The 25,576-nt window shown below is 70.8% G+C and carries 27 protein-coding genes and 2 tRNA genes; 7 read left to right on the forward strand and 22 right to left on the reverse strand.

Features of this window, described 5'->3' with window-relative positions; all coding sequences use genetic code 11:
- Positions 1–35 precede the first annotated feature (35 nt).
- Together ABZY45_RS20600 and ABZY45_RS20605 are read right to left on the reverse strand one after the other, a co-directional pair.
- The gene (locus tag ABZY45_RS20600) at positions 36–923 is read right to left on the reverse strand and encodes a DUF2797 domain-containing protein (RefSeq protein WP_356741802.1); all 888 of its coding nucleotides are present in this window, start codon (positions 921–923) and stop codon (positions 36–38) included.
- Between the two features lie 184 nt (positions 924–1,107).
- Positions 1,108–1,239: a hypothetical protein gene (locus ABZY45_RS20605; RefSeq protein WP_356741804.1), complete on the reverse strand. Its 132-nt coding sequence runs from the start codon at positions 1,237–1,239 to the stop codon at positions 1,108–1,110.
- Between the two features lie 37 nt (positions 1,240–1,276).
- Here ABZY45_RS20605 and sigJ point away from each other — a divergent pair, with 37 nt between their 5' ends.
- On the forward strand, positions 1,277–2,221 hold the full coding sequence (sigJ, locus tag ABZY45_RS20610) for an RNA polymerase sigma factor SigJ (RefSeq protein WP_356741806.1): 945 nt from the start codon (positions 1,277–1,279) through the stop codon (positions 2,219–2,221).
- 93 nt (positions 2,222–2,314) lie between these two features.
- Positions 2,315–3,511 carry an FAD-dependent oxidoreductase gene (locus tag ABZY45_RS20615; protein WP_356741808.1) on the forward strand — a complete coding sequence of 399 codons (1,197 nt, stop codon included), beginning with the start codon at positions 2,315–2,317 and terminating at the stop codon, positions 3,509–3,511.
- Positions 3,512–4,157: 646 nt separating this feature from the next.
- Here ABZY45_RS20615 and ABZY45_RS20620 read toward each other — a convergent pair.
- A tRNA-Arg gene (locus tag ABZY45_RS20620) sits at positions 4,158–4,230 on the reverse strand.
- A gap of 207 nt (positions 4,231–4,437) precedes the next feature.
- Positions 4,438–4,528 (reverse strand) — tRNA-Ser (locus tag ABZY45_RS20625).
- Between the two features lie 460 nt (positions 4,529–4,988).
- Between ABZY45_RS20625 and ABZY45_RS20630 the strand changes: the two genes are divergently transcribed.
- Both ABZY45_RS20630 and ABZY45_RS20635 read left to right on the forward strand, forming a co-directional pair.
- The gene (locus tag ABZY45_RS20630; protein ID WP_356741810.1) at positions 4,989–5,459 is read left to right on the forward strand and encodes an SSI family serine proteinase inhibitor; all 471 of its coding nucleotides are present in this window, start codon (positions 4,989–4,991) and stop codon (positions 5,457–5,459) included.
- Between the two features lie 487 nt (positions 5,460–5,946).
- On the forward strand, positions 5,947–10,134 hold the full coding sequence (locus ABZY45_RS20635) for a PAS domain-containing protein (protein WP_356741812.1): 4,188 nt from the start codon (positions 5,947–5,949) through the stop codon (positions 10,132–10,134).
- Between the two features lie 201 nt (positions 10,135–10,335).
- Here the strand turns inward: ABZY45_RS20635 and ABZY45_RS20640 are convergent, their stop codons facing one another.
- The 3 genes from ABZY45_RS20640 to ABZY45_RS20650 all read right to left on the reverse strand — a co-directional run bounded on the left by ABZY45_RS20640 (position 10,336) and on the right by ABZY45_RS20650 (position 13,252).
- On the reverse strand, positions 10,336–11,982 hold the full coding sequence (locus tag ABZY45_RS20640; protein ID WP_356742076.1) for a long-chain fatty acid--CoA ligase: 1,647 nt from the start codon (positions 11,980–11,982) through the stop codon (positions 10,336–10,338).
- 182 nt (positions 11,983–12,164) lie between these two features.
- Positions 12,165–12,719: a SigE family RNA polymerase sigma factor gene (locus ABZY45_RS20645; RefSeq protein ID WP_356741814.1), complete on the reverse strand. Its 555-nt coding sequence runs from the start codon at positions 12,717–12,719 to the stop codon at positions 12,165–12,167.
- A gap of 221 nt (positions 12,720–12,940) precedes the next feature.
- Complete coding sequence (locus ABZY45_RS20650; RefSeq protein WP_356741816.1) at positions 12,941–13,252, reverse strand: hypothetical protein; 312 nt, start codon at positions 13,250–13,252, stop codon at positions 12,941–12,943.
- A 343-nt stretch (positions 13,253–13,595) separates the two neighbouring features.
- Between ABZY45_RS20650 and ABZY45_RS20655 the strand changes: the two genes are divergently transcribed.
- Together ABZY45_RS20655 and ABZY45_RS20660 are read left to right on the forward strand one after the other, a co-directional pair.
- The gene (locus tag ABZY45_RS20655) at positions 13,596–14,474 is read left to right on the forward strand and encodes a bifunctional DNA primase/polymerase (protein ID WP_356741818.1); all 879 of its coding nucleotides are present in this window, start codon (positions 13,596–13,598) and stop codon (positions 14,472–14,474) included.
- A 102-nt stretch (positions 14,475–14,576) separates the two neighbouring features.
- Positions 14,577–15,662 (forward strand): hypothetical protein, encoded by a 1,086-nt coding sequence (locus ABZY45_RS20660; protein ID WP_356741820.1) that lies wholly within the window; start codon positions 14,577–14,579, stop codon positions 15,660–15,662.
- 119 nt (positions 15,663–15,781) lie between these two features.
- On the opposite strand, the gene ABZY45_RS20665 is transcribed toward ABZY45_RS20660, so the two are convergent.
- The 15 genes from ABZY45_RS20665 to ABZY45_RS20735 form a co-directional block, all read right to left on the reverse strand.
- Positions 15,782–15,937 (reverse strand): hypothetical protein, encoded by a 156-nt coding sequence (locus ABZY45_RS20665; RefSeq protein ID WP_356741822.1) that lies wholly within the window; start codon positions 15,935–15,937, stop codon positions 15,782–15,784.
- A 644-nt stretch (positions 15,938–16,581) separates the two neighbouring features.
- On the reverse strand, positions 16,582–16,977 hold the full coding sequence (locus tag ABZY45_RS20670; protein WP_356741824.1) for a TIR domain-containing protein: 396 nt from the start codon (positions 16,975–16,977) through the stop codon (positions 16,582–16,584).
- Between the two features lie 10 nt (positions 16,978–16,987).
- On the reverse strand, positions 16,988–17,455 hold the full coding sequence (locus ABZY45_RS20675) for a hypothetical protein (protein WP_356741825.1): 468 nt from the start codon (positions 17,453–17,455) through the stop codon (positions 16,988–16,990).
- Between the two features lie 269 nt (positions 17,456–17,724).
- Positions 17,725–18,840, reverse strand: coding sequence for a site-specific integrase (locus ABZY45_RS20680; protein WP_356741826.1), 1,116 nt, complete (start codon positions 18,838–18,840; stop codon positions 17,725–17,727).
- Complete coding sequence (locus tag ABZY45_RS20685; RefSeq protein WP_356741828.1) at positions 18,840–19,067, reverse strand: helix-turn-helix domain-containing protein; 228 nt, start codon at positions 19,065–19,067, stop codon at positions 18,840–18,842. Before ABZY45_RS20685 ends, ABZY45_RS20680 begins: the two co-directional genes overlap by 1 nt.
- Positions 19,064–20,479: a replication initiator protein RepSA gene (repSA, locus tag ABZY45_RS20690; protein ID WP_356741829.1), complete on the reverse strand. Its 1,416-nt coding sequence runs from the start codon at positions 20,477–20,479 to the stop codon at positions 19,064–19,066. The genes ABZY45_RS20685 and repSA overlap by 4 nt, the downstream gene beginning before the upstream one ends.
- 91 nt (positions 20,480–20,570) lie before the next feature.
- Complete coding sequence (locus tag ABZY45_RS20695; RefSeq protein ID WP_356741831.1) at positions 20,571–20,885, reverse strand: SpdD-like protein; 315 nt, start codon at positions 20,883–20,885, stop codon at positions 20,571–20,573.
- A gap of 27 nt (positions 20,886–20,912) precedes the next feature.
- Entirely contained in the window at positions 20,913–21,068 is a 156-nt protein-coding gene (locus ABZY45_RS20700) for a hypothetical protein (RefSeq protein WP_266922084.1), read from the reverse strand.
- Between the two features lie 12 nt (positions 21,069–21,080).
- The gene (locus tag ABZY45_RS20705) at positions 21,081–21,272 is read right to left on the reverse strand and encodes a mobile element transfer protein (RefSeq protein WP_056702241.1); all 192 of its coding nucleotides are present in this window, start codon (positions 21,270–21,272) and stop codon (positions 21,081–21,083) included.
- 5 nt (positions 21,273–21,277) lie between these two features.
- Positions 21,278–21,463 carry a hypothetical protein gene (locus tag ABZY45_RS20710; RefSeq protein ID WP_050359925.1) on the reverse strand — a complete coding sequence of 62 codons (186 nt, stop codon included), beginning with the start codon at positions 21,461–21,463 and terminating at the stop codon, positions 21,278–21,280.
- A gap of 18 nt (positions 21,464–21,481) precedes the next feature.
- Positions 21,482–22,147, reverse strand: a complete 666-nt coding sequence (locus ABZY45_RS20715; RefSeq protein ID WP_356741834.1) for a DUF2637 domain-containing protein — start codon at positions 22,145–22,147, stop codon at positions 21,482–21,484.
- Complete coding sequence (locus ABZY45_RS20720; protein WP_015577979.1) at positions 22,147–22,332, reverse strand: hypothetical protein; 186 nt, start codon at positions 22,330–22,332, stop codon at positions 22,147–22,149. Before ABZY45_RS20720 ends, ABZY45_RS20715 begins: the two co-directional genes overlap by 1 nt.
- Before the next feature lie 80 nt (positions 22,333–22,412).
- Entirely contained in the window at positions 22,413–23,765 is a 1,353-nt protein-coding gene (locus ABZY45_RS20725; protein ID WP_356741836.1) for an FtsK/SpoIIIE domain-containing protein, read from the reverse strand.
- A 2-nt stretch (positions 23,766–23,767) separates the two neighbouring features.
- A complete protein-coding gene (locus tag ABZY45_RS20730) occupies positions 23,768–24,127 on the reverse strand; it encodes a hypothetical protein (RefSeq protein ID WP_098894956.1) in 360 nt (119 codons plus the stop codon).
- A 139-nt stretch (positions 24,128–24,266) separates the two neighbouring features.
- Positions 24,267–25,046, reverse strand: a complete 780-nt coding sequence (locus ABZY45_RS20735; RefSeq protein ID WP_356741837.1) for a GntR family transcriptional regulator — start codon at positions 25,044–25,046, stop codon at positions 24,267–24,269.
- Positions 25,047–25,064: 18 nt separating this feature from the next.
- On the opposite strand from ABZY45_RS20735, the gene ABZY45_RS20740 reads away from it, so the two are divergent.
- The gene (locus tag ABZY45_RS20740; RefSeq protein WP_356741839.1) at positions 25,065–25,529 is read left to right on the forward strand and encodes an NUDIX domain-containing protein; all 465 of its coding nucleotides are present in this window, start codon (positions 25,065–25,067) and stop codon (positions 25,527–25,529) included.
- Positions 25,530–25,576 lie beyond the last annotated feature (47 nt).

Below are 25,576 nucleotides of genomic sequence, written 5' to 3' on the forward strand. Positions count from 1 at the left end.
CTCGTACAGCTCGGAAGAGCTTCCCGGCGACGATCTCAGAACAGCCCGTCCTGCACGCCACCGCCCCCCACGGCGACGAGCGGCACGCTCATCCCCTCCCGCGCCCCGGCTGCCACGAGGTCCCAGCCGGTGATGAGCCGCGTGTCGAGGACGACGATCTCGCCGTCCACGGTCTTCAGATGGAGATCGGGCCCGGCCGCCGCCACCAGCCGCCCGGACACCACGCCTCCGTCCACCAGTCCGGTCACCACCCGCGCCGCCGGACGCGCGCCGTCGAGCCCGAACACCCCGGCGTGGTCGACCGCCTCGAACGGCAGCCGCTCCAGAGCCTCCGGCCAGCCGGCACCCTCCAGAGCGGCGGCCCGCCGGTACAGCTCCTCGATCTCGGCAGCCCTCTCCGCCGCCTCCGGCAGCTCACCCCGTACCGCCCGTTTACGCGCGTACGGGATGCGGTCGGGCACCCCGAGCGCCGCGCGCAGCACCTCCTCCGTACGCCGCGCGGCCATCAGCGGCCCGCGCCCCAGCCAGCTGAACACCACGGCGCCCTGCTCCCGCAGGCGCGCCGCGTCCCGCGCCTCCCCGGTGATCCCGACCTTGACCATGCCCGGCCCGAACCAGGCCAGATAGACGCGGTAGGTGCGCGGGTCGTCGGCGATCGTGTCGGCGGCCACCGAGTGCGCCCGGTCCAGACGCGCGCACTCCGCGCAGCGCGCTCCCGTACTCCGCACCGGCACCCCGGCCCCCAGCGGGCACACGTTGCCGCGCGCCCCCACACAGTGCCGCTCCCCCTCGGCGCGGAACCCGAGCTCCTTCCCGTACGCCAGTACGCTCGACCGCCCCCGTCCGGTCCCCTCGTCCCGCGCCCACCTGAGCACGGGCCCGTCGTGCGGCCAGCTCAGCCCTGTGCACCGCCAGCCACCCATGTCCGCTCCCCGCTCCCCGCTCAGCCCGGCGTGCGGACGATGCCGCTGTGACTCGGCCAGCGTAGGACCGCGGCATTTCTGAAGTGAATTTCCGGCCCCTCGGACCCTCAACGGGGCCACCCTGGACGAGTACGCCTACTGCCTGGTCGGCCTGGGCTCGTACGCTCGCTGGGATCAACGTCGCTCACCCGGCCCGCAGTTCGACGAGGCACACGAAGAAGTTCAGGCCGAGGAAGGCGTCGGCTCCGAGCACCACGACACCCAGCGCGACCACGGTAGCGGGCGAGGCCCGGGTCGGGAGGTGTGGCCATGGCACAGGGGCGGGCGCGCACCACGGAGGCTAGGATCCGGGCATGGCTCTGACCGTGAACCACGTGGACCGGTTCGAGGCCTTCATGCCCCGCCTGGAGGCCATCGCCTACCGCCTTCTCGGCTCCGCGAGCGATGCGGAGGACGCCGTGCAGGACACCTTCCTGCGCTGGCAGGCCGCCGACGTCGAGCGCATCGAGGTTCCCGAGGCCTGGCTGACGAAGGTCCTCACCAACCTGTGTCTCAACCAGCTCACCTCGGCCCGCGCCCGGCGCGAGACCTACGTGGGCCAGTGGCTGCCCGAACCACTGCTCGCCGGGGACCCGATGCTAGGCCCTGCCGACACCGCCGAACAGCGCGAGTCGGTCTCGTACGCGGTCCTCGCCCTCATGGAGCGCCTCTCCCCCAACGAGCGGGTGGTGTACGTGCTGCGGGAGGCCTTCGACTACCCGCACCGGAAGATCGCGGAGATCCTCGACATCACCGAGGCGTCCGCTCAGCAGATCTTCCACCGCGCCAAGAAGCACATCGCCGAGGGCAGGGCCCGCGCGGAGATCGACGAAGCCGCGACCCGCCGGATCGTCGAGGAGTTCCTCTCGGCCGCCACCAGCGGCCGGACCGAGCCCCTCGTACGGCTGCTCACCGAGGACGCCGTCTCGATCGGCGACGGCGGCGGAAAGGTGCCGGCCCGCGCGAAGGCGTTCGAGGGCGCTCTCGCGGTCGCGAAGTTCATCCGGGGCCTGTTCAAGCCGAGCGCGGCAAAGCGCGCCCTCGCGGGCGGCTCTCCCGAGGTCTACGCGTCGACCGCCAACAACACCCCCGCCCTCGTGGTGGTCGTCGACGGCAGGGTCATCGGCGTCATGTGCCTGGAGATCACCGCCGACGGCATCGCCGCGCTCCGCAACCAGGTCAACCCCGACAAGCTCGAACGGGCGACCCGGCAGTGGGCGGCCACCGACCACGGGGAACCCCTGCTCCACGCCTTCTGACCGCACTGTGAGCTGCTTCACATCATGGTTCTGTCAGGAAACGGCGGGCTGTCCGGTTCAAGGGACGAACCCGCGCGAGACAGGAGCCAGGACATGCAGCACCGCATCATCGTCATCGGAGCCGGATACACCGGAGCCATCGCCGCCGGGCGCCTCGCCAAGCGGCTCCACCGCGACGACGTCGCCATCACCCTCGTCAACGCCGAGCCCGACTTCGTCGAGCGGGTCCGGATGCACCAGCTGGCGGTCGGCCAGGACCTCCGCCCCCGGCCCTTGAGCGAGATGTTCGCGGGCACCGGCGTCGAACTGAAGCTCGCGAAGGTCACCGCTGTCGACGTCGACCGCCGGACCGTCGCCGTCGCCGGCGCGAACGGGGCCGAGGAACTGGCCTACGACAGCCTCGTGTACGCCCTCGGCAGCGACTGGAACACCCACGGCGTTCCCGGGGTCGCAGAGCACGCCCACCAGATCGCCGGCCGCCCCGGGGCGCTCCGCCTGCGCGAACGCCTGGCCGGGCTGGACGCCGGGCAGCCCGTACTCGTGGTGGGCGGCGGCCTCACCGGCGTGGAGGCAGCGACCGAGATCGCCGAGGCCCGCCCCGACCTCGACATCGCCCTCGCCGCGCGTGGCGAGCTCGGCGACTGGCTCTCGTCCAAGGGCCGCAGGCACCTGCGCAAGGTCTTCGGCAAGCTCGGCATCACGGTGCACGAACACACCTCCGTCACCGGAGTGGAGGCCGACCACGTCACCACCGCCGACGGCACGACCGTCCCGGCCGCGGTCACCGTCTGGACGACCGGCTTCGCGGTCCACCCGATCGCCCAGGCCACCACCCTGGAGGTCTCCGGCACGGGCCAGATCGTGGTCGACACGACCATGCGCTCGGTCTCGCACCCGGACGTGTACGCCGTCGGCGACGCGGCCATGGCCATGGGCCCCGGCGACAAGCCCCTGCGGATGTCCTGCGCCTCGGGCACCCCCGCCGCGTGGCAGGCCGCCGACGCCCTCGCGGCACGCCTGACCGGCGGAAAGCTCCCGACCACGAAGCCGCGCTACTTCAACCAGTGCATCTCGCTGGGCCGCAGGGAAGGCCTGATCCAGTACGTCACCGCCGACGACCGTGCCGTCCGGGCGGCCCTGACCGGCCGAGTCGCCGCCGTCTACAAGGAACTGGTCTGCAAGGGCGCGGCCTGGGGCGTCGCCAACCCCCTGCTCGGAATGCCGACCACCAGCCGCCGCCTCCTGCGGGAACCGGCGCGGACGGGCAAGGCCGTCCAGGAGTCTGCCTGACGCGGCGAGCTTCAGCCGGTGGGGGCCCGCGGCCACCCGGCCCCAGGCCCCCGCCGACGGCACCCCTTCAGCGATCGGGGTGCCCTTCAGCGCCTCGTACGCTCGCTCGACCTCCCCCAGATACTGCTCCACCTGGAAGCGCACCTCCTCGACGACCCCGCCGCCGGGACCCGGATACATCAGCCCGGACCAGATGACCGTCGCGCCCCGGAGCCGGACCCGGACGGTCAGCCTGTCCGGTCCCGGCTCGGGCCACTCCTGGGTCGCCACGTCCGAGGTGCACCGCGTATCGGCCGGACGGAGCGGGCCCTCCTGGGCGGAGCAGCCGCTCCGGGCCGAGGCCGGCCATCCTGCTGTCACTGCGGGCCACCACGTCGAGGCCGTCGACGAAGACGTATGCGTGCACGGCGGTGCACCCGGGTGGTCCAGGACACGCGCTGACGAACAGCGTGCTCATCCCACCGTCGCTCCGGCCGGTGGCGGCGGTGGCCCTCAGTGCTCGTGGGGATCTACGCGGCATCCGTCTGATGTGACGTCATGGACGAAGCCTGGCCACCGACGGCTCCGGCTCACCGCCTCACGCCCGCTGCCGTCCGGGCAACGCGAGAGGCCCTCAGGATCTCTCCTGAGGGCCTCTGGCCTGCTGTGCACTCGGCAGGATTCGAACCTGCAACCTTCTGATCCGTAGTCAGATGCTCTATCCGTTAAGCTACGAGTGCTTGTTCCTCGGCCTGAGCCTCGGTCCCGCCCCCCGGGTTTTTCTCCCCGGTCGGCGTTGCGAGAACAACATTACATGACCTGCGCCGTGACGCGAAATCCATTACCCATAGGGCCTCTGACCTGCGAAAACGCCCTTCAGAAGCGTGGTTCAGCTGCCCAGGGACGACCGAAGCCCCGTGCCAGGGGCACGGGGCTTCGGGATCTTGCGGAGGCGGAGGGATTTGAACCCTCGATGGGCTTTAAGACCCAAACCGCATTAGCAGTGCGGCGCCATAGACCGGACTAGGCGACGCCTCCAGCACACCCCGCGCGAGCGCGAGTGGTGCGTGCAGATGATGACACAGTCGAGCGCGCTGTCACCAATCGCCGCCCACGGTACTAGGCAGGTGGGCAGCGAGGCAAAGCGCCCTGCGGCAGTGAGCCGCGCGAACAGCCGGCGGGAGCGCCGCGTGGCCCGGCAGAGGCCACACGAACGGCCGGGGTGGCAGCGTGGCCCTGCGGTGGGCCGCGCGAACGGCCGAGGGGCGAGCGAACCGGCGGAAGCCCACGCGGACGGCAAAGGTGGCCACGAACGGCCCGGCGTTCCGGTCGGCCCCCCATGAGTTGCGCAACGTGTGGGCGTGAGGAGCGTTAGAGAAGGCGAGGGCTCCGCCCTCTGTCCGTATCTCGTGTGTCCGGTGCGCGTGCTTCGAGCCGGCGCGTACACCGGAGCAGGCCGGCGTGCCCCCAGGGCGCGCCAGAACAACAGGAGCCCCGCATGCTTCGCCGTCTCGCCCTCACCGCCGTCGCCTCCCTCGCCGCGCTGTCCGCGGCAGCCCCCGCCGCCACGGCCGTCGCTCCCCTCGTGCCGCTGCCCCCGCTGCCTCTGCTCCAGGGGGACTGGCCGGTGGAGTCGGACGAGCGGACCCGGCTCACCGTGACGGTGTCGGAGTCGGGGAACCCGGCCGCCAATGGGACCTTCGAGCTGGAGTGCGGTCCGGCGGCCGGCAACCACCCCGAGGCGCAGCGGGCCTGCGACCTGCTTGACGCGGCCGCGGAATCGGGCGACAACCCCTTCGTGGCGACGGACCGCAACGCCATGTGCACCCAGCAGGCCGGCGGACCCGCCGCCGCCCGGGTCCAGGGCACATGGCAGGGGGAGGAGGTCGACGCGCGGTTCAGCCGGGCGAACGGCTGCGAGATCTCGCGCTGGAACAAGCTCGTGCCGGTGCTCCCCTCCGCAAGGTAGCGGTGCGGACCCCGCGGGGCAGCCCTCCAGGCCCCCGCAAGGTGGCTTCCCCCGGTGCAGCCGGTTCCGGTCCTGACGTACCCCGTGCAGCCGGTTCCGGTCCTGGACGCACCCGACGTATCCGGTTCCGGGTCCTGACGTACCCGGTTCGGCGGGGCGTACGCCGGGGACTTGGGCCGGGCCGGACGGCGTGCGTGGGGGCGCTCGCGGAGCGGCAACACGTTCCTGACGGCCTCGTTCCAGGCGCAGTTCGGGTGATTCCAGGCATACATCGGCATGTATCCCCGCACGTCACAGGGGGCGCGCGGGGTCGCGGGACGAGCTACCGGCGTACACCGTGTGCACAGAACCTTGGTGAGAGCTCCCCCTCATCCGCCGCCAGACAGGCGCCTCCTGCCTTTAGACTCCTCCAGTGACAGCCTGAGGCCCGAGGGGCAGGATGGGGCCCGCTGTCGGCAAGGTGCGGTATTCAGGGAGGAAGCGTCTCGTGAGCAGCAGGCCATCCCGAGGCGCTGCTCGCCTCGCAGCCATACTCGACGCCCTCCCGGACGGGCTCCTGCTCGTCAACTGCAACGGCACGGTCGTCAACGCCAACACCATCGCCCTCGAAATGTTCGAGACCCCGGGCACCGCGCTCGTGGGGCGCGGACTGCTCGATCTGCTTCCGGAGTTCGACTCCAGGCTGATCCCGGGGTCGATGCGCAGGCCGGACGCTGCGGACGAGCAGGGCAGGACCAAGCCGACGCGCATGATCGCGCGCCGCACCGACGGGACCGAGTATCCCGTCGAGGTCACCAGCGCTGCCCTGGACAGCGGCCAGGCCGGGTACAACGACATCCACTCCAGCTACACCGGCGACGAGCTGCTCATGCTCGTCGTACGGGATCTCTCCGGCACCGTCGACACCGAGGCCGAGCTGGCCCGTTCGCAGCGGCAGACCGAGATGATCCTGCGGGCGGCCTCCGAGGGCGTCGTCGGCACGGACATGGACGGCCGCGTCGTCCTGGTCAACCCCGCCGCCGCACAGATCCTCGGCTTCCGGGCCAGCGATCTCGGCGGCAAGGAACTCCACCCGCTGATCCTGCACTCGCGCGCGGAGGGCGAGCCCTTCCCGTACGAGGAGTCCCCGCTCGCGGACACCCTGAAGTCCGGCCGCAAGCACCGGGTGCGGGGTCAGGTGCTCTGGTCCAAGAGCGGCGCCCAGGTACCGGTCGACCTGACGACCGCCCCGGTGCGCGACGGGGACCAGCTCGTCGGCGCGGTCATGACGTTCACCGACCGCAGGCCCTACGAGGAGCTGACCCAGCAGCACACGGGCGAGGTCGCCGGACTGACCGAGCGGCACGCGGCCGAGATCGCCGAACTCACCGAGAGCCACCGCGCCGAAGTCACCGCGCTGGCCGAGAAGCACGCAACCGAGATCGCCGACCGCACCGAGCGGTACGCCTCCGAGCTGGAGGAGAAGACCGAGCGCCTCACCGACCTCGGCGAGCGGCACACCCAGCTGACCGCCGTCCTCGGCGAGTCCCTGCGCGGGCCGCTGGAGGAGCTGCGCGGCGAGCTCTCGGCCCTCGCCGCCGACCCGGCCGGCCAGCTCTGGCCCGAGGCGAACCAGATCCTGCACCACCTCGCCGCGGGCTACGCGCGTATGACGACGCTCGTCGACAACGTACTGAGCTACCAGCGCCTGGACAGCGGCACCGAGGAGCTCGTGAAGCAGCCGGTCCTGCTCGACTCCGTGGTGACCGCCGGTATCGACGGGGCCGTCGAGCTCATCGGGCCCGGCCGGGCGCAGTTCGCGGTGCACGCGCCGCCGATCGAGGCCGAGGTCGACGCGGGGCGGCTGATCACGGCGCTCGCCCACCTCGTCGCCGATGTGGCCGGTGTCGACTCGACCGGCAAGGCCCGGCTGGTGCCGGGCGGCGGCTACGTCGACTCGACGGTCGTGGTGGCGGCGGCCCAGCGCGGTGACGTCGTACGGATCGAGGTGCGCGGCCCGTTCGCCGGTGGCGACCCGGTGCACGTGCCGATCGTGCGCGGGATCGTACGGGCGCACGGCGGCGTGCTCCAGACGCACGAGATGCCGGGCATGAGCGGGAGCGCGTACGTCCTCGAGGTGCCGATCGGTACGGGCGCCGGGACGATCGCACCGCCGCCGGTGCCGGCCGTCGAGGAACCCGTCCTGCCGGAAGCCGTGCCCCAGCCCGCGCAGGGCGGCCGGCGCAGGGCGCGCAGGGCGTCGACGGACGCGTTCCTGGACAGCGCCGTGGACCCGGCCGCGGCGAGCGGTGACACCGCGGCGGCGGAGCCGACCGGGCGGCGCAGGGCGCGCCGCGAGGCCGCGGCCCCGCAGGAACAGCCTCAGGGACAGGAGCTGACCCCGCCTCAGCGCGGTGAGGGCTCCGGTCGCAGGCGCGGCAGGCCCAGTCCCGCCGAGACCGGGGACCAGCCCCGCCAGGCACTGGCGCTCCCCGCGGCAGGCGCTCCCGCGGAGACCCCCGTCGCTGCGGAGCCCGCTCCCTCGGAGGGGGCCGTGGTGACCGCGGCCGAAGGCGCGCAGGGCGGCGGCGGACGTCCGCAGCGCGGGCAGACCGTGCCGCCCCAGGGCGTGCCGCAGAACGCCGCCGGGCGGATGGGGCGGCAGGCCGGGGGCAACCAGCCCGCGCTGCCCGCCCTGGCCTCATCCGAGACCCCTGGCGAGCAGGCCCGGCACGACCGGCCCGCACAGCAGCAGCCCGGTGGGCGGCGCGCCCGCCGGGCCCTCGCGGCGGCTCAGGAACGGGCCGCCGCGGCCGAGCCCACGGGGCCCCGTACCGCCTTCGCGCTGCCGCCCGCCACCGCGGACCGCATCCCTCCGACGGCTCCCGGCTCCCCCGTCGTGGCCCCGGCTGCCGCCGTGCCTCCGCCCGCCTCTCCCGTCGTGCCTCCGCTCCCGCAGGCCGGTCCGGAGCCGCTGCCCGTGGCGGCGAGCCCTCAGCAGGCGCCGGGGCAGCCCGTCGTGCCCGCTCCAGGCGGCCTTCAGCCCGTCGTGACCGACGACGGGCCGCCGGCCGAGCGCCACGACGCCGTACGGACCGCGCCCGACGCGGACCACACCCCGCCGCAGCCGCACCCGTTGCCCTCCGGCCGCCGGAGGGCGCGGCCCGCCGAGGCGCCCGAGCCGCCGGCCGGCCCCGGGCACCCCGTTCCGGGGCAGCCGCTGCCGGCCGTCCCCCCGCAGCCCGACTGGGCGCAGGGCGGCACATCGGGCCAAGGGCTGGCCGCGCTGGTCCACGAGGAGGGCGTGGCCTCCGCGGGTGACGCCCCGTGGGCGAGCCCTGGAACCACCACGCACACCCCCGGCAGCACCACGGGCAGCACCACGCACACCCCCGGCAGCACCACGGGCAGCACCACGCACACCCCTGGCACCACCACGCACACCATGGGTACCGCCACCCCCGCGGGTGCCACGCCTGAGCCCAGTCCGGCCGACGCCGGCGCACGCACCCCCGCGCCGGACGCGCGGCGGCAGCCGCTGCCGGCCGAGGCGCCTATGCCGCCGTCCTCGGACTCGACCCAGGGCCGGGCGTTCAGCGTCCGGACGCTGGGGCAGGGCGTGCCCTTCGCGCAGCACCTCGCGCATCAGCAGAACCAGACGCTCGGAGGCGCCGGGCGGCGCCGCAAGCTCGCCGCCCCGCCGGAGCCCGAGCGCCAGGCACCGGCCGCGACGGCTCCCGTGCCCCCGCAGCCGGTTCCCGCGCCCGTCCCTCCGCAGCCCGTCGGCGCGCAGGGAGCCACCGCGCAGGGCTCGGGGTCGGGCAGTCTGCTGTCCGCGCCCGCGTCCGAGGGGCGCGCGTACGCCATAGGAGCGCCCGACGAGGGCGCGGAGGGTCCGGAGCCGCTGGACGGCCCCGGGGGCGCCGTGGAGGTCGCCAACCGGCCCCAGCCGCAGCCCGTCGACGACGAGCTGCCCCCGGAGCCGCTGGACAACCCACGTCGGCTGCTGGTCTGGCCCGCGCCGGACGTCTCCACCCAGCAGGCGCTCAGCGACCGTGGCTACCGTCCGGTGATCGTCCACTCCCGCGAGGAGGTCGACGCCCAGATCGCCGCGTTCCCCGCCGCGCTGTTCGTGGACCCGCTGACCGGGCCGATCACCCGTACGGCCCTGCAGTCACTGCGTCAGGCGGCCGTGGCGGCGGAGGTGCCTGTGCTCGTGACGGCCGGTCTGGGGCAGGCCACCAGGGAGGCGGCGTACGGCGCCGACCCGGCCGTGCTCCTCAAGGCCCTCGCCCCGCGCGACAGCGACCAGCACCCGCCGCGGGTTCTCGTGATCGAGGAGCACGAGGAGATCGCGCTGGCCCTCACGGAGACGCTGGAACGCCGCGGCATGCAGGTCGCGCGGGCCTCGGGCGACAGCGAGGCCGTCGATCTCGCGACCCGGATGCGGCCGAACCTGGTCGTGATGGACCTGATGCAGGTACGCCGCCGGCGGGCCGGGATCATCGACTGGCTGCGCGCGAACGGCGCGCTGAACCACACGCCGCTCGTCGTCTACACGTCAGCCGGTATGGAGGAGGCAGACCTTCACCGGCTCGCCTCCGGCGAGACGGTGCTCTTCCTCGCCGAACGCTCGACGAGCGACGAGGTGCAGTCCAGGATCGTGGACCTCCTCGCGAAGATAGGGACGAACTGACGGTCTGCCGCCCGGCCACAGCGTGACGCGCGGCAGCGGCGTACGAGGAGGGCGGTACGGGAAGACCCCGTACCGCCCTTGTCCCTTCGAAGACCCCGTACTGCCGCCCTCGTCGTTCGCAGACCCCGTACCGCTCTCGTCGTTCGCAGCGGCCCCGGGGGACGGCCGACGCACGCACGGCGGTCGGCCCGGGGCGCACGCTCAGAGCTGCGTGACGTCCAGCTCCCCGTCCGCGTACTGCTTGCGGATCACCTTCTTGTCGAACTTGCCCACGCTGGTCTTCGGCACGGCCGGGACGATCGTCCAGCGTTCGGGCAGCTGCCACTTGGCGACCGACTGGGCGAGGAAGGTCCGCAGCGCCCTGTAGTCCGCGGTGGCGCCCTCCTTGAGGACGACGGTCGCGAGGGGGCGCTCGCCCCACTTGTCGTCGGGTACGGCCACGACCGCGGCCTCGGCCACGTCCGGGTGGGCCATGATCGCGTTCTCCAGGTCGACGCTGGAGATCCACTCACCGCCGGACTTGATGACATCCTTGGCACGGTCGGTCAGCGTGAGGAAGCCCTCGTCACTGATCACGCCGACGTCGCCGGTCTTCAGCCAGCCGTCCTCGCTGAACTTGTCCTCGGGGCGCAGCTCCCCGCCGTCCGCACCGCCGTAGTACGCGGCGGCGATCCAGGGCCCCCGGACCTCCAGCTCACCCGCGGACTCGCCGTCCCACGGCAGGTGTTCGCCTCCGGGGCCGGTCAGCCGCGCCTCCACACCGGCCGGGAAGCGGCCCTGGGTGATGCGGTACGGCCATTCCTGCTCGGCGGTCAGTCCGGCGGGCGGGTTGGACATCGTCCCGAGCGGCGAGGTCTCCGTCATGCCCCATGCGTGGCAGAGCCGGACGCCCAGCTTGTCGTACGCCTCCATCAGGGAGGGCGGACAGGCGGCGCCTCCGATCGTGACGCGTGCCATGGACGAGAGGTCGCGCGGCTTGGCGGTGACCTCGGCCAGCAGCCCCTGCCAGATGGTGGGCACCGCGGCGGCGTGCGACGGCCGTTCCCGTTCGATCATGTCGGCGAGCGGGGCCGGCTGGAGGAAGCGGTCGGGCATGAGCATGTTGACGCCGGTCATGAACGTCGCGTGCGGCAGACCCCAGGCGTTCACGTGGAACTGGGGCACGACGACCAGGGTCGTGTCCCTGTCGGTCAGCCCCATCGACTCGGCCATGTTGACCTGCATGGAGTGCAGATAGATCGAGCGGTGGGAGTAGACGATGCCCTTGGGGTCCCCGGTGGTCCCGGAGGTGTAGCACATGGCCGCCGCCTGGCGTTCGTCCAGCTCCGGCCAGTCGTAGGTGGTGGAGCGGCCGTCGATCAGTTCCTCGTACTCGTGCACCCGGGGCGCGATGCCCTCGAGCACGGAGCGGTCGCCGGGGCCGGAGACGACCACGTGCTCGACGGAGGGCAGATGGGGAAGCAGCGGCGCGAGCAGGGGCAGCAGCGAACCGTTGACGAGGACGACCTTGTCGTCGGCGTGGTTGACGATCCAGACGAGCTGCTCGGCGGGCAGCCGGAGGTTGAGCGTGTGCAGTACGGCACCCATGGACGGGATCGCCAGATATGCCTCGACATGCTCGGAGTTGTTCCACATGAGAGTCGCGACCCGCTGGTCACCGTCGATTCCCAGCTCGTCGCGCAGGGCGTGCGCGAGCTGCGAGGCACGCCTGCCGATGTCGGCGAAGGTTCGCCGGTGCGGCTCCGGCTCGCCGGTCCAGGTCGTCACCTGCGACTTCCCGTGGATGGTCATCCCGTGGTTCAGGATGCGGGTCACAGTCAGCGGTACGTCCTGCATGGTGCTCAGCACGGCGTCCTCCCGGTGGGCGCTACGCGGCAGTAAGGGTGCGCTGATTCTGCTCACATACCACGCGGTATGTCACTACTTCCGGGAGTACGAATCGGTGTCGGCCGCCGGACACCGGGCCCCTGACGACCTGCGGCGGCCCCGCCGGGCCCCTCGCGACATGCGGCGGCTCCGCCGGGCCTCTCTCACCTGACCGGGCTGAGCTCCGGGTCCTCGCGCAGCTTCCCCAGCGCCCGGGAGACGGCGCTCTTCACCGTACCGACGGAGACTCCCAGCACCTCGGCCGTCTGCGCCTCGCTGAGGTCCTCGTAGTACCTCAGGACGACCATGGCCCGCTGGCGGTCCGGGAGCTTGAGCACGGCCCGCCACATCGCGTCATGGAGCGTCTGCTGCTCGGCGGGGTCGGGAGCGGGCGCGGCCTCCTTCTCCGGCAGCTCCTCGCAGGCGAACTCGTCGACCTTGCGCTTGCGCCACTGCGAGGTGCGCGTGTTCACCAGGGCGCGGCGGACGTATCCGTCGAGCGCCCCGTGGTCCTCGATCCGCTCCCAGGCGACGTACGTCTTGGTGAGCGCGGTCTGCAGCAGGTCCTCGGCGTCGCTCGGGTTCGCGGTGAGGGAACGGGCGGTGCGCAGCAGCACGGGCCCCCGTGCCCGTACGTACGACGAGAACGACGGATAGCGGCGGTGTCCGGCGGAAGCAGCGACCGCCCTGGAGGCGCCGGTGCAGACTGGCGTGGTCATGTCTCCACGCTAGGAGCGGGCGCGCGGGAGGGGATCGGCCCCAGGTCCCGAAGCCACGTCCGCCTCAGGTTGTAGGGGTGGGGCGGTCCCCACCTCCTGAAGGTGGAGGAGCACTTCATCCGCCTCAGGGTCCCCACCCCGAGGCCCGGCGCCCCACCGCACGGGAGGGGCCCGCACGCCGGCGCCGGTGGCAACCGCCGTACGGGCCTGCCCCGGCCGGGTCACCAGAGCGGCGAGAAGTTCACCGTGACGATGTGCGTGGACTGGTCGATCCACGTGAAGTACGAACCGCTCACCTGGGCCAGGTTGCTGTGGTTGGAGGCACCGTCCCCCACGGCCTGCTGCTGCGAAGTGGACGAGTTGCCGAAGTTGTCCCCTCCGACGCCGCCGGATCCGATGGTGGCCACCCCCGCGTTCGATCCGTCGTTCGCGAACGCACCGTTGTCGGCGACCGCCACGCCCCCGAACAGGGCTGCGGCGAGAGGCAGGGCGGCGACAGCGGCGAGGGTGCGAGCGGTGCGGATACGTGCCATGTCAATTTCCTCCAGGAACCGGGAACGCGACTTGCTACGGCTTCGATACGTCTTGGATATGGCTGCCTGTCTCCGAAGCGGTCGGCCGACCGCTTCGCGCTGGTCACGACGTCGCGGAAGCAGAACTGCCCACCGCGCCCCCGGCGAACCGCCCGCACCGCGCGATTCCCTCGCACGTATGAGGACCGCCCGGTAAACCTCCCGGAGGGATGAGGCGGGGCCGGACTCCGGAGCAGGGCGGCAGGGCCTCGGTGGCGACCGAGCAAGCGGTCCGGGACGAGGTTCCCCGGGCCGCCCGGTAAAGCCCCTTCCCTTCTTCGAACGCGTGTACGAAAATAACCGCATGGCCACCACCGACCGGCAGACCGCCACCCTGGCCCTGGCGCACGCGCTCTCCGCCGCCGAGCGCGGGCTCCCCGTCTTCCCCCTGTCCGCCACCAAGCTCCCCGCCCTGCGCTCGCCGCACCACGACGAGGACCCGCCCGTGCACTGCCGGGGCGCCTGCGGGCTGCCCGGCCACGGCGTCCACGACGCCACCACCGACCCCGCCGCCGTCCGCGCGCTCTTCGCCGCCGCCCCGAGGGCCACCGGATACGGCATCGCCTGCGGACGCCCGCCGCACCGCCTCATCGGCATCGACCTCGACGTCGACACCGCCCATGGCAACGACTCCGTGGCCGCGCTCCAGCAGCTGGCCCTCCAGCACCTGTTCACCATCCCGGCCACGGTCACCGTCCTCACCCCGAGCGGCGGCCGGCACCTCTGGCTGACAGGGCCGTCCGGCGTCTCCGTGTCCAACTCGGCGAGCCGCCTCGCCCCGGGCATCGACGTCCGCGGAACGGGCGGCTACCTGGTCGGCCCCGGCTCGGTCACCACCCACGGCAGATACCGGCTCGCGCCCGGTACGGCCCACCTGCCCCCGGCCCCCTGCCCGCGCGCCCTTTTGCGCCTGCTCACGCCCCCACCGCGCCCCAACCGTCCCGCAGGCCGGGTCACTCCCGCCCGGCAGGGCGAAGGTCTGGTGCAGTTCGTACGCGCCGCCCACGAGGGCCAGCGCAACACCCGCCTGTTCTGGGCCGCCTGCCGCGCGTACGAGCACGGTTTCGGCGACGCCCTCGCGGACGCCCTCACCGACGCCGCGCGCAGCACCGGCCTCACGGAACAGGAGGCACGCGCCGCCATCGCCTCCGCCGCCCGCCTGACCGCGCCTCGCACCCCCTGACCCCGGGGCCCGCCCGTTGCCGTGTCCCGGCAGCGAGCGGGCCCCCGGACGTACGCACATCCCCCCTGCCCCCACCTGCCGCCACATGCGCAGAATGCGCCGGTGACACTCGCGAAGAACGGTTCACCCAGCCCCGGGAGCCCGGGAACGACACGTGCCGCCGCGGTGATCGGCACCCTGTGCGTGCTGGCGGCGGCATGGCTGCTGCTGATCACGACCCGCGACGAACTCGCCGAGGGACACGACTTCAGGGCCGCGGCCACCTGCGCTCCGAACGACCAGGGGGACGATTGCCTGCGGACCGCCCCCGCACGGATCGACCGGACGCGCGTCGTGTCCGGCCGCAAGACACCCATGTACTGGCTGTACGTCACCGAGGTGGACGGGCCGTCCACCCGCACCCGCATCGACGGCGGCCCGCAAGAGCCCCCACGCGCCCGAAAGGGCGCACATGTCGAGGTCACGTACTGGCGAGGGCAGATCCGGTTCGTCGACTTCGGGACCACGCGCCGCTACACGAACGCCGACCCACGCGACGACTACCGGTTCGTCTCCGCCTCCGGTCTCGGTCTCGCCTTCTACGGGACGCTCGCCCTCTGGGGCTCGTACTGGATGTCCTGGCGCTCCTGGACCTCTCTCCGGGCGTACCCCTGGCAGGCGGCGTTGCCGGCCGGCGGAGGGCTCGCCCTCACTCTGCTCGGGATGGCGGCCCCCTTCGTCACCGACGGCATCGGACCGGCGCTCCGGCTCGTCGCACTGGGCACGATCGTGGTCCTGCTGCTCTCCCTGGCGCTCGCACCTCTCCTGAGGCGACGTCAGGCCGGCGACGACACCGTCACCCTGACGCCGTGCCCGCCCCTGAAGGAGAAGGTGTTCCCGGGCCGCGTCATGGGCGGGACCCCCTACGCCGACAGCGGCGGCGGCTTCCTCGTGGCCGGCCCCGCCTATCTGGCCTCCACCCCGGACCCAACCGGTTCCGCCTACCGCCGCGAGATCCCGCACACCCTGACACCGGTCCGCGTCCGCCCGCCCTACCGGACGGACCCCGCCGGCCGCCCCGACCACGGGGGCCGCGCCCTGGTCCTGGAGTGCGAGGACAACGGTGAGGATGTACTCGTCGTGACCCACCGGAAGCACATCCCCATGATCCTCGGCGCGCTCCAGCACCCCCGCCCAGAGGCGCGGTGACACCTGGGACATCCCGGCCGGGAGCCGTAACACTGGGCCGCTACGTGCCCCACGGGCATCGCGCGAGCCCCGCTGGCACGCTCTGAGTTGCTCGGCCGGTCGGTGCACTGCCTGATCGTTCAGGAGAACAGGGAGCCGACCAGTATCGCGCCGTAGTGCGCCCATTGGTGCCGCCGCTTGCAGTAGCGCTTCGCCCGCCACAGCGAACGCCGCGTGAACCGCTTCTCGCACCAAACGCACTTGCGAGTCTTCGCATCCCCCTTCGCATCCCCCATGGCCGCGACCCTATCTGCCGACGTCGATGCCCTGAACAGGAACCGGCCGACCGTGTTCCCAGGCGAGGCGGAGCTGTCCGGCGCGGCCCACGGGTGCCGACTTTCGGTCGGTCGGCGACCCATGTGCCGGGTCCTTCCCGCCTGGCAGCGTCTCCAGATGCCGGCCGATCCGCGCCGCGAGTGACGGCCCGGACAGCAGACATCGTGGTGCCCCCAGCGCACTGCGAGATCGTCTACGAGACCCCATCAGCCGCTGACCGGCCGACCCCGCAACCACAAAGGCAGCGCCCAGCCGTGCCCCCGCGTGCCGTTCCGTGCCCGATGGGAACCAGGGGAAACAGCCGTGCCCGGCGGGGACCGGGCATGGCGAAGGCCCCCGACCGATTCACCTGGTCAGGGGCCATCTCGCACTGCGGTGGGTGTGGGATTTGAACCCACGGTGACTCGCGCCACGACGGTTTTCAAGACCTTTCGGGAGTCGGGAAAGATCACCGCTCCGCCGCAGGTCAGACAGGCGCGACCGCTCTATCTTGACCCACCTCATCAACATCGTGCCCGGTACGTGCCCCAGCATTGAAGCTAGCCCTCTGGGCCGCAGTCTTCCTGCTCCGACAGTCGACGGGCGAACGTCAGTAGGGCGGGAGCTAGCGGCGAGCCTTAGCTCCTGAGTACACGGACGAGTTCGCGACTGGCGCGCGATCTCCAACCGACACGTAGGCCGACCACGGCCAACGTGGGTCATTCGGCCTCATCAATTCCAAGTCTGACGAAAATGCAACCATCTCGGTTTTCATACGCACCGCGGTCTCAAACTCCCACCGGGTCCAATCCGTCGTGAGGTAGTGCCGCGATTCGAGGGCCACAAAAATATCTGCTGAATTCAGCGCATCAATCACAACCTGCAATCTGTCAACGCCAGACCCATGCTCCTCCAGATCGTCGATATAGACGTCACACTCATCACCACAGAGAAGCGCCCTGACTTTGCACAACAGATCAATACTGCTGTCACGCCTAGCATAGCTAACAAAGTAACGCATGAGATGAACCTTACCCGTCCAGCCAGCCAGCCAGGTATGCACCCACTGCCAGACTGAACAGTACGGCGAGGATCAGATAGTAGGCCATCGACGCATTGAAGGCTGCCCGCCAAGGCTTAACAGCACCTGAAGTTGGGACGAATGGATAGGGTTCAGCGCAGTTGCTGGCCCGGCGCCGCCAAATCGGAATCATGGCTCCCCGCAACTTCCTCTGATAGAAGTAGCTGAAGCTGTCCGCTATCCAAAAACCGATAATAACTAGCAGACCGGCCACAAACAGAGACGGCCCGGGTTTTTTATCGCCGAATGACGCGATGATGGTTCCGACAGGAACAAGAATCAGCGCGCAAAGCTTTTTCAATTCGAGGCATGCTTCTGAAGCCTTCACCGTTGCCGCGTGCAACTGATCGAGCTGATCCTTGTCAAGTTCATCTTTCGTAGGCCCCGGCACATCCACACCATTCGAATCGAATATCATCTACAGCAGCTACTGCAGCCGAATGGTATTCCAGCACATCGGACGACCCACTGTCCTGATAACCCATCATGACCCAGCGAGGAACCCCCAGGTTCCTGGCGAGCCGGCCCCAACCGCCATACTCGCTCGACGCCGGCAACCCCGCTCAGCCCGCGTCCCCCAACCAAGGGCTTGGCCAGGGGACGCTTCTCCCATAACTGCACGATTCAGGCTCGCGACGACGCCATCCTCACAACAGATAGACATCTGCTGAGGCCTGAGCCTCCTTCTCACCCGTCATCGTGTCCGCTGAGCCATGAGTCTGCTGCCTCGGCCACCTGGTCATCACGACCGGCAACCGGCCGGGCGTAGTGCCGAGTGGTCACGCTCGCGTTCGAGTGCCCGAGCCGGTGCGCAGCGGTCATCACTCCGTACCGGTCGGCCACCCACGTGCCGTGCGAAGCGCGGAGATCATGCGGAGTGACATCGGTGAGCCCGGCCGCCGCCACGGCGGGATCGAAGTACGCCTTACGCCACTGGTTGTAGCGCAGAGGCTTGCCGCCGGGCGTGACGAAGAGGAGAGCGTCCTCCCCGCCCGACAGCGTCTCCAGGTGCCGGCCAATCCGCGACGCGAGCGAAGGGCCGATCCGCAGGACTCGTTTCTGATGAGACTTGGGAGTGTCGAAGACGAGGGTGCCGTTCGCTTCCGCCAGGTTCTCATCAACGACGACCAGGCCGCCAAGTACGTCGATGTCCGTCCGTCGCAGCGCGAATGCCTCACCCACCCGCAGGCCCGCATACGCGAGCAGGGAGATCAGCAGGTCGTGCGGCGCCGCCGCGTTCCGCACGATCCGCGAGGCTTCCAGCGGGGTGAGGATGTGCGGCTCGGTCTGCGGCATCCGAGGCAGCTTCACGCCCCTGCACGGGGTCTGCCCGATCATCTCGTTGTCGACGGCCGCCCGCATGATCTGCGAGAGCACCCGGTAGGCCTGCCTGATCCGCGATGCGCTGAGACCACGGGTCTTCATCGCACCGACCCATTCCACGATGGTGATCGGCCGGAGGCTGGCCAGCTCACGATCACCGAGCGCCGGAACGATCAGTGAGTTGATCAGCGATCGGTAGGACGCCTGTGTCTTGTGCTTGAGCTGCGGGGAGACTGCGGTGAGCCATCGTGCCGACCAGTCGCGGACGGTGGTCTTCCCCTCGGCGGGGTCGAGCCAGCGGCCCTCCTCCATCTCGATTCGCTTCCGTGCCAGCCAGCGATCGGCGTCCGTCGTTGTCGCGAACGTCTGATCAGCGGCACGCAGCACACCGTCAGGCCCCGGGTACCGAGCCTGGAACCGGCCGGACGGCAGCTTCCGGATCCGACCGAAGGCGCGTCGGGACTTACGCTTCGCGGCCATCAGGCATCCCTCCGGTACGGGTACGCCGAGGCAGGCCGCAGGACGATCGGCGCCACCGTGTGGGCACTGACGTACTCCTCCACGGCACTCTCGGGGATGCGGACGTGTCGGCCGACCTTGACGAACGTGATGCGGCGTTCCTCGATGAGCCGGCGAGGGAAGCGAAGACCGGTGCCGAGGCGTTCGGCGACCTGATTCACGGTGAGCAGACGGTCCGCCACGGTCACCACTCCCCCTCGTCGGCAGCGCGCCCCTTCAGTGCGTCGCGGGCAGTCTCGCGGTTGGTCTGGAGGTCGCGGGCGATGGTGGCGGCGAGAGCTCCTTCGCCGGGGGTGTGTCCGTGGCCGACGTACTGCCAGTCGGTCAGGACGAGGACCGTGTCCGGTTCGCGGTCGGCGAGGCCGAGGGCGGGCGCTTCCTGGGCGGCGCGGTAGTCGGCGCGTTCCTGGCGGAGGGCGCCGAGGGTCGTGGAGTACGTGCGCGACTTCGAAGAGAAGTGACCGCGAAAGCCGAGCATGTGGGCCCAGGCCCAGAGGCGCCGGTCCGGATAGAGGCTGTCGAGCTCACGGCATGCGGTGATGAGCCGACGGGTGTGATCGGGAACGCGGTGGCGGTCGAGTTCGGCGAGCTCACCGATACGGCGGTCCAGGGTGCCGGTGTTCTCGGCGGCTTTGGTGGCGTACTTGGCCACGTACGAGGCGACTGCCTGTTCGGTGACATCTGAACCGTCGCCGAAGGCCTTGACCGGGCGGACGTCGAGCTGTCGGCCCCACCGGAAGGTCCGGGCCGACTGTTCACCGGCAGCCGGGACAGAGACCGACGTGTACGAGTGCGCGGCTGCGGCGCGTATAGCGTCGGTGAGGAGATCGACCGTGGCCCAAGAGGGCGGCGGAGTACAAGGCCCCTCCGGGCCGTCGAGACGTACGACGGCATGGAAGTGGAGGGCTCCGCGCTTCTGGAATTCGGCAACCTTGCCGAAGGAGACGCGGAGATGGTCGCCCAGCTCACGGCGTGGGATGCCCGCGTGGATGGCGAGTTCGCGGCGGAGTCTGGTGGTGAAACGCTGCCAGAGCTCCCCGGCGTGGTTGTTGAACAGCACGGCGCCCGCGTAGTCGTAGGTCTCCGGATCAAGGGCGGAGCCCAGGTCCCCGGAGTCCGAGGCGTGCGCGATGCCGCAACGGCAGGTGCCCCGGTCGGGGCGGTTGTGGACGGGGCCGAAGGAGGGTGCGGTGAGGGTGGCGAAGACGCGCGGGTGGTCGCGGACGGCGGCGGTGATGTCTCGGCGGTCGTCTCCGGCGAGGCCGGCGCGGATCAGGTGGTAGGTGTCGCCCGCGTAGGTCCAGGCGCAGGAGGGGCAGCGGGAGGCGCGACGGTTGCCACAGGCGATACGAAGGCGCCCGCCCGGCTCGTACGCGGTCGAGTAGCGGTGCAGGGTCTCGCCGGTGGTCTTGTCCTTGTAGGTTACCCAGCCGCTCAGATGGACGGGGTCGGCACAGCCGCCGGTGCGGCGGATCTGGTCTTCCCAGCGGGTGTAGTCGGAGGCCGAGGCCACCCGGAGGACATCCCCGAGGACGGCGGGGTCGAGCCGTGGGGCGGGCATGGACCGCTTCTGTTTCGAGGGTGCGGGCCGGTGGGCCATGCTAGGGGTTCCTTCCGGTTGCGAGATCGATCGGTGGGCACGGCTCCCGGGCGGCGGATGCTTGGCGGTATCGAGGCCGCCCGGGGGCCGGTCAGCGGCGTTTGGCGTCGGACGCGATCAGGGAGCGCAGGACGACCGCGCAGACGGCGACCGATGCGCTGGTGACGGCGACCGCCAGGAGCAGCGAGACCAGGACGGTGCCGACGACCAGGACGACGGCAGTACCGGCACCGACGAGCGCGACCGCAGTGCCGGGGGTCAGCTGTACGACGGGACGGGACGGCTCAGGGGCGGCGGCGGGTGCCGGGGCAGGCGTGCCCGGCGTGATGGTGGTCGGCTGGGCTACGGCGGGCGGGGTGACCAGGCCCGAGGGCTGCGGCATGGTCGGGATCTTGGGCTGGAACATGGGTGGTTCTCCTCTCCCGGGCGCGGGTTACTTGACGGCGGTGTCGATGACAGAGGCGAAGAGGCTGTCGGCGAGGAAGTAGCCGCCGAGGAGGAGCACGCAGATCAGCCACACCGGCGGACGGAAGAGCTTGATGCCGAGGTAGCCGACGACCAGCAGGGCGATCCAGAGGGGGACGTCCATGGACGCTGTCTCCTAACGGGCGGTGCAGCGGTGGGTACGGGCGGCGAGCTGGGCGGCGGTCCGGCTGGAGTAGTCGGCGGACCAGCCGCAGCGGTCGGCAGTGCAGACGGCGGCGTGGGCGGTGCGGCCGGTGCGGTCGCGGTGGGTGCCGATCTGCACGGGGCCGATACGCATCACGGAGTGGAAGCTGTCGCGGGCGGGCATGCCGGTCAGCCCCTGTCGGTCGTCGGGTCGGTGTACTGGGTGCGGATGCTGCGGGCGGTGGCCGGGTCGTCGACGCGCCGTGCGGCTTCCTCGGCGAGCAGGTGGGCGAGGAAGGGGCGTCCGGCTGCGGCCATCTCACGCGCTCCGTCGAGGTAGTCGGCCACGGTCAGGTCGGCGGGATCGTGAGTCATCTCAGTTCTCCTTCGCGCTCAGCTGAGGCGGGCGGCGATGGCGTCGGCGAGGTGGGGCGGAACGCCGAGGCGGGAGCGGAGGGTGTCGGTGTCGATCGGTGATCCGGTGCGGGTGCGGTACTCGTCGGCGACCTTGCGGGCGTGGTCGATCAGCACGGCGGGAACGGGCGGATCCGGGGACGGGGCCGGAGGCGAGGACAGAGCCGTTGTCGCAGGGGGTTCGTCTGCCGGGGATGGGATCGGGGCGGCGTCAGGCACACGCGCTGGCTCGACGTCCTTCGTCTCCGTGACGGCGGCTGGCGGAGCTGGCTCCGGCTTCCCCGACGAGTGGGCGAGGAGAGTGCCGCCGAGGAAGGCGAGTGCGGGCCATCCGGCGATGCCGAGCCGGAGCGGGGCCGGCGGGTCGGCCAGGTCGAGGAACCCGGCGGTGGCGACGTTGGCGCCGAGCGAGGCGAACAGGGCGATCAGGAACCAGCACCAGGCCAACCGAGACGGACCATCGCTGCGCAGCCGACGCCAGGCGGCTACAAGGAGCAGGTCGACGCTGACCGGATAGGCCCATGCCTTCCAGCCGTCCTGTCCGGCCGCGGCGGCGAGGTCGTGCAGGTGGGCGAAGGACAGAGCTCCGGCGATAACCGCCTGGATCAACACCGCGTCGACCCGGAGACCGTGCCGGGCGCCCATCAGGAGTCCTCAGCGGGGTCGGAGTCGTCCGGGAACGTACCCGGCGGCGGCTCCGGCAGCGACACGGCGAGGGACGGGCTGACGACGTCCACGAAGTCGAGGTCGGCGCCGGCCATGTCGGCGTACAGGGCGAGTTGGCCGAGCAGAAGCACGGTCCGGGCGAAGTCCTCGCAGTCGGGGCACATGGCGGTACTCCCTTCTCTGGGCATGGCAGTGGTAGGGACTCGGCGCGAAGACGGTCACGCCTACCGAGTAGGGGGAGAGATCAGGCGGTGGTCGGAGATGCCTTCGCCGATGGCACAAGCTCGGTGGCGGTGCCGGTGGTGGGCCGGAAAGGGGCCAGCTCGGGCAGGTCCGGGGTCCTGTCGGCGTACCGGTTGCAGAGGTTCACGGCCTGGCGGAGCGAGGTGTGCGGAGCGCGGATGCGGTGCCAACCGCCGGACGAGTCTCCGGCGATGGCGAGGCCTCGCAGTTCGGCGGGAATCTGGATGGCGGCGAGGACCGCGTCCGGGGCGATGTCGCCGAAGGCCATGTTGGCGGAGGTCTCGTCGTTGAGACGGTGGGCGGTGCGGCCGGTGAGTTGAGCGCGGAGCATGGTGATGCCCTTGCCGAGTTCGGAGCCGAAGCGCTGTCCGCAGATTTCGAGGTAGATACCGGCGGCGCGGCCGAGCTGCGCGAGACGGACCAGGGCGGTGATGATGCGGTCCCGCCGCCTCTCCTCCTCCTTCGTTGCGTACAGGGCGAGTTCGGCCACCTCGTCGACCAGGACGACGACCGGGGTCGGGCGGAGCTCATCAGGCAGGTCCCAGATGTCGGCGGCGATCTCCGCGTCCGGCACATTGACGGTGATGCGCTGTTGGGTACGGATGAGGCGGTAGACGTCCGCCATCCGCGCCACGAGTGCATCGAGGAGCTCGGCAGCGGTGTCCGGGCTGTCGGCCAGCGCGGAGAACCGTCGTGCCAGCGGGAAGAGTTCGACCCCCTGCTTGCAGTCGATGCCGACGAGGGCAACGCCCAGAGGAGCAAGGCCGGCGACCAGGTTGCGTTGGTAGACGGACTTGCCGGACTCCGTGGCACCGAGGGTGAGGGCGTGAGGAATCGCGCGGTAGTCGCGGTAGTGCACCGACCCGTCCTCCCGAAGGGCGACCGGTACCCGCATCGGCCGGGTCTCCGTCTCAGCAGGCATCTGCACCCGCTTGAGCACGTCGTATCCGGTCATCCGCACCTCGACGACACCGGACCGCACCTCACGCGAGGTCACGCCGAACATCGAGAACGAGTGCCGAAGCCGGTCCGAGGCCGCGGCGATGTCGAAGACGTCTTGGCCGGGACGGAGCTTGAGTCGGAGGACCAGGCCGGTGCGAGTCGGCCGCAGTCGCCGGATACGCGGTGGGCGGGGCTCAGGAATCGGACGGTTGGTGGCCCGAGCCAGAGATAATCGCCAACGCGCCGGCGGAACGGTCAACCCGCACGCGTCCATGACCGAGCGGTACCGGACCAAGACCCGCAGCGCGGCCAGAGTGACCCCGAAGGCCAGCCAGTACCAGGCGGGCCGCCGCCACCGCAGGAGACCCGCAGCGGCGACGACCAGCACCAGAGCGACCGTGAAGGCGGTCATGATCAGGCCGCCTTCGACCCTGTGGTGGCGACATCGGCGAGCGAGGTGACCGCGACCGCGCGGAACGCGATGCCGTGCCGCCGCTGACCGTTGAAGTCGTTCTCCCACGGACGTGCGACCAGGCCGGTGAGCGCGACCGGCGTACCCATGGACAGCTCACCGGTGATCCCGGGCTCCGGAACGGTGACGGACAGGATCTCCACCTCCTCGTTCGCCGCGAACATCACGTCCACGGTCATGAGCTGAGCACCGGTCTCCATGTCGGTGGCGATCTCACCGGTGCGGCGGTCACGGACCTTGACCTGCGGAGTCTTGGCGACCATCACGACAGCGCTGGAGGTGTCGACGGGAATCTGACGCACAGCAGATCACTCCTCTATAGATGCTGAACTCCGTCACTCATGTATATGAGTGACATGAAGAAGAGTGCATGACTCCTGTACATGAGTCAACCCGCCACGAAGAAGAACTCGCGACGGGTCGAGGGAAGTTGAGCGGACGTCAGTCGGCGGCAGGGATCCGATACTCGAAAACGAACTGGTCAGCGGCCATGAGCGTGTCGCACACCTCGACCACCCGACCCGCAGTCGTACGGGCCTCCCGGATCAGGTGAACCACGGGCGCACCAGGGCTAAGCGCCAGTTCCGACGCCTCCGACTTCGAGGCCGGGCGCGCTTGCAGCGTCTCGACGAACTCTGCGAACTCATGCCCGTGGTCTTCGAGTCGGGCGTAGATGCCACCGCCCCCGGGGTTCTCGGCGAACAGCTCGGGAATCTCCTTCACCACGTCCCAGGCCAGGTACGACGAGGCGGTTTCCACCGGAGTGCCGTTACGGAAGTAGAGGCGCCGACGGGCCAACACCTGCGTACCGGCGGGAACGCCCAGGCGCTCGGCGGCATCCTCGGGCGCGTCCATGGGACCGATGTAGAGGACGCTGACTTTGGCGGTAGCGCCGGACTGTGCAGACTCCGCGAGGTAGGCGGCCTGGCCACCTTGCCGGAGCGAGCGCCGGAACCGATCGGAGGAGCGGTGCCGTACAGGGGGCCGATTCTTCACGATCGAGCCCTTGCCATGCCGGGTCTCGACGAGCCCGCTCGCCCGCACCTCGACCATGGCCTTGCGAATCGTCCCGCCGGAGACGCCGTAGCGATCCACCAGCTCGGATTCGCTCGGCACCATGTCGCCGGCCTTGAGAACCCCCGCCCGGATCTGCTGCACAAGGTCATCAGCGATCTGCACATACCGAGGACCGGAACCGGCCCCTCCCGCCGCAGTTCCCATAGTCCTTCCCTGCCTCCTATGCTCCTCTACATGAGTCAACCACAGGCAGCGGCACCCACCCCCCTGCACTCCGTCTCCGTCGCCGGAGTAGTGGTGCGCGAGGACGGCCGCCTCCTGGCGATCCGCCGAGCCGACAACGGCACCTGGGAGCTCCCCGGCGGCATCCTCGAACTCAACGAGACGCCCGAGGCCGGCGTTGCCCGCGAGGTCTGGGAAGAGACAGGCATCCACGTCGAGGTGGACCAGCTCACCGGCGTCTACAAGAACACGACCCGGGGCATCGTCGCTCTGGTCTTCCGCTGCAAGCCCTCCGGCGGCACCGAGCGCACATCAAGCGAGTCGACAGCCGTCTCCTGGCTCACACCCGACGAGGTCAGCGAGCGCATGGCCGAGGTCTACGCGGTCCGCCTCCTGGACGCCCTGGACGGCAACGGCCCCCACGTGCGGAGCCACGACGGCAAGCAGCTCATCCCTGCGGGATAAAACTTTCTCTACTTCATCAAGGCGGTTCGCTCCGCTCACCGCGCGCG

The organism is Streptomyces sp. NPDC006516 (assembly GCF_040611875.1).
Classification (GTDB): Bacteria; Actinomycetota; Actinomycetes; order Streptomycetales; family Streptomycetaceae; genus Streptomyces.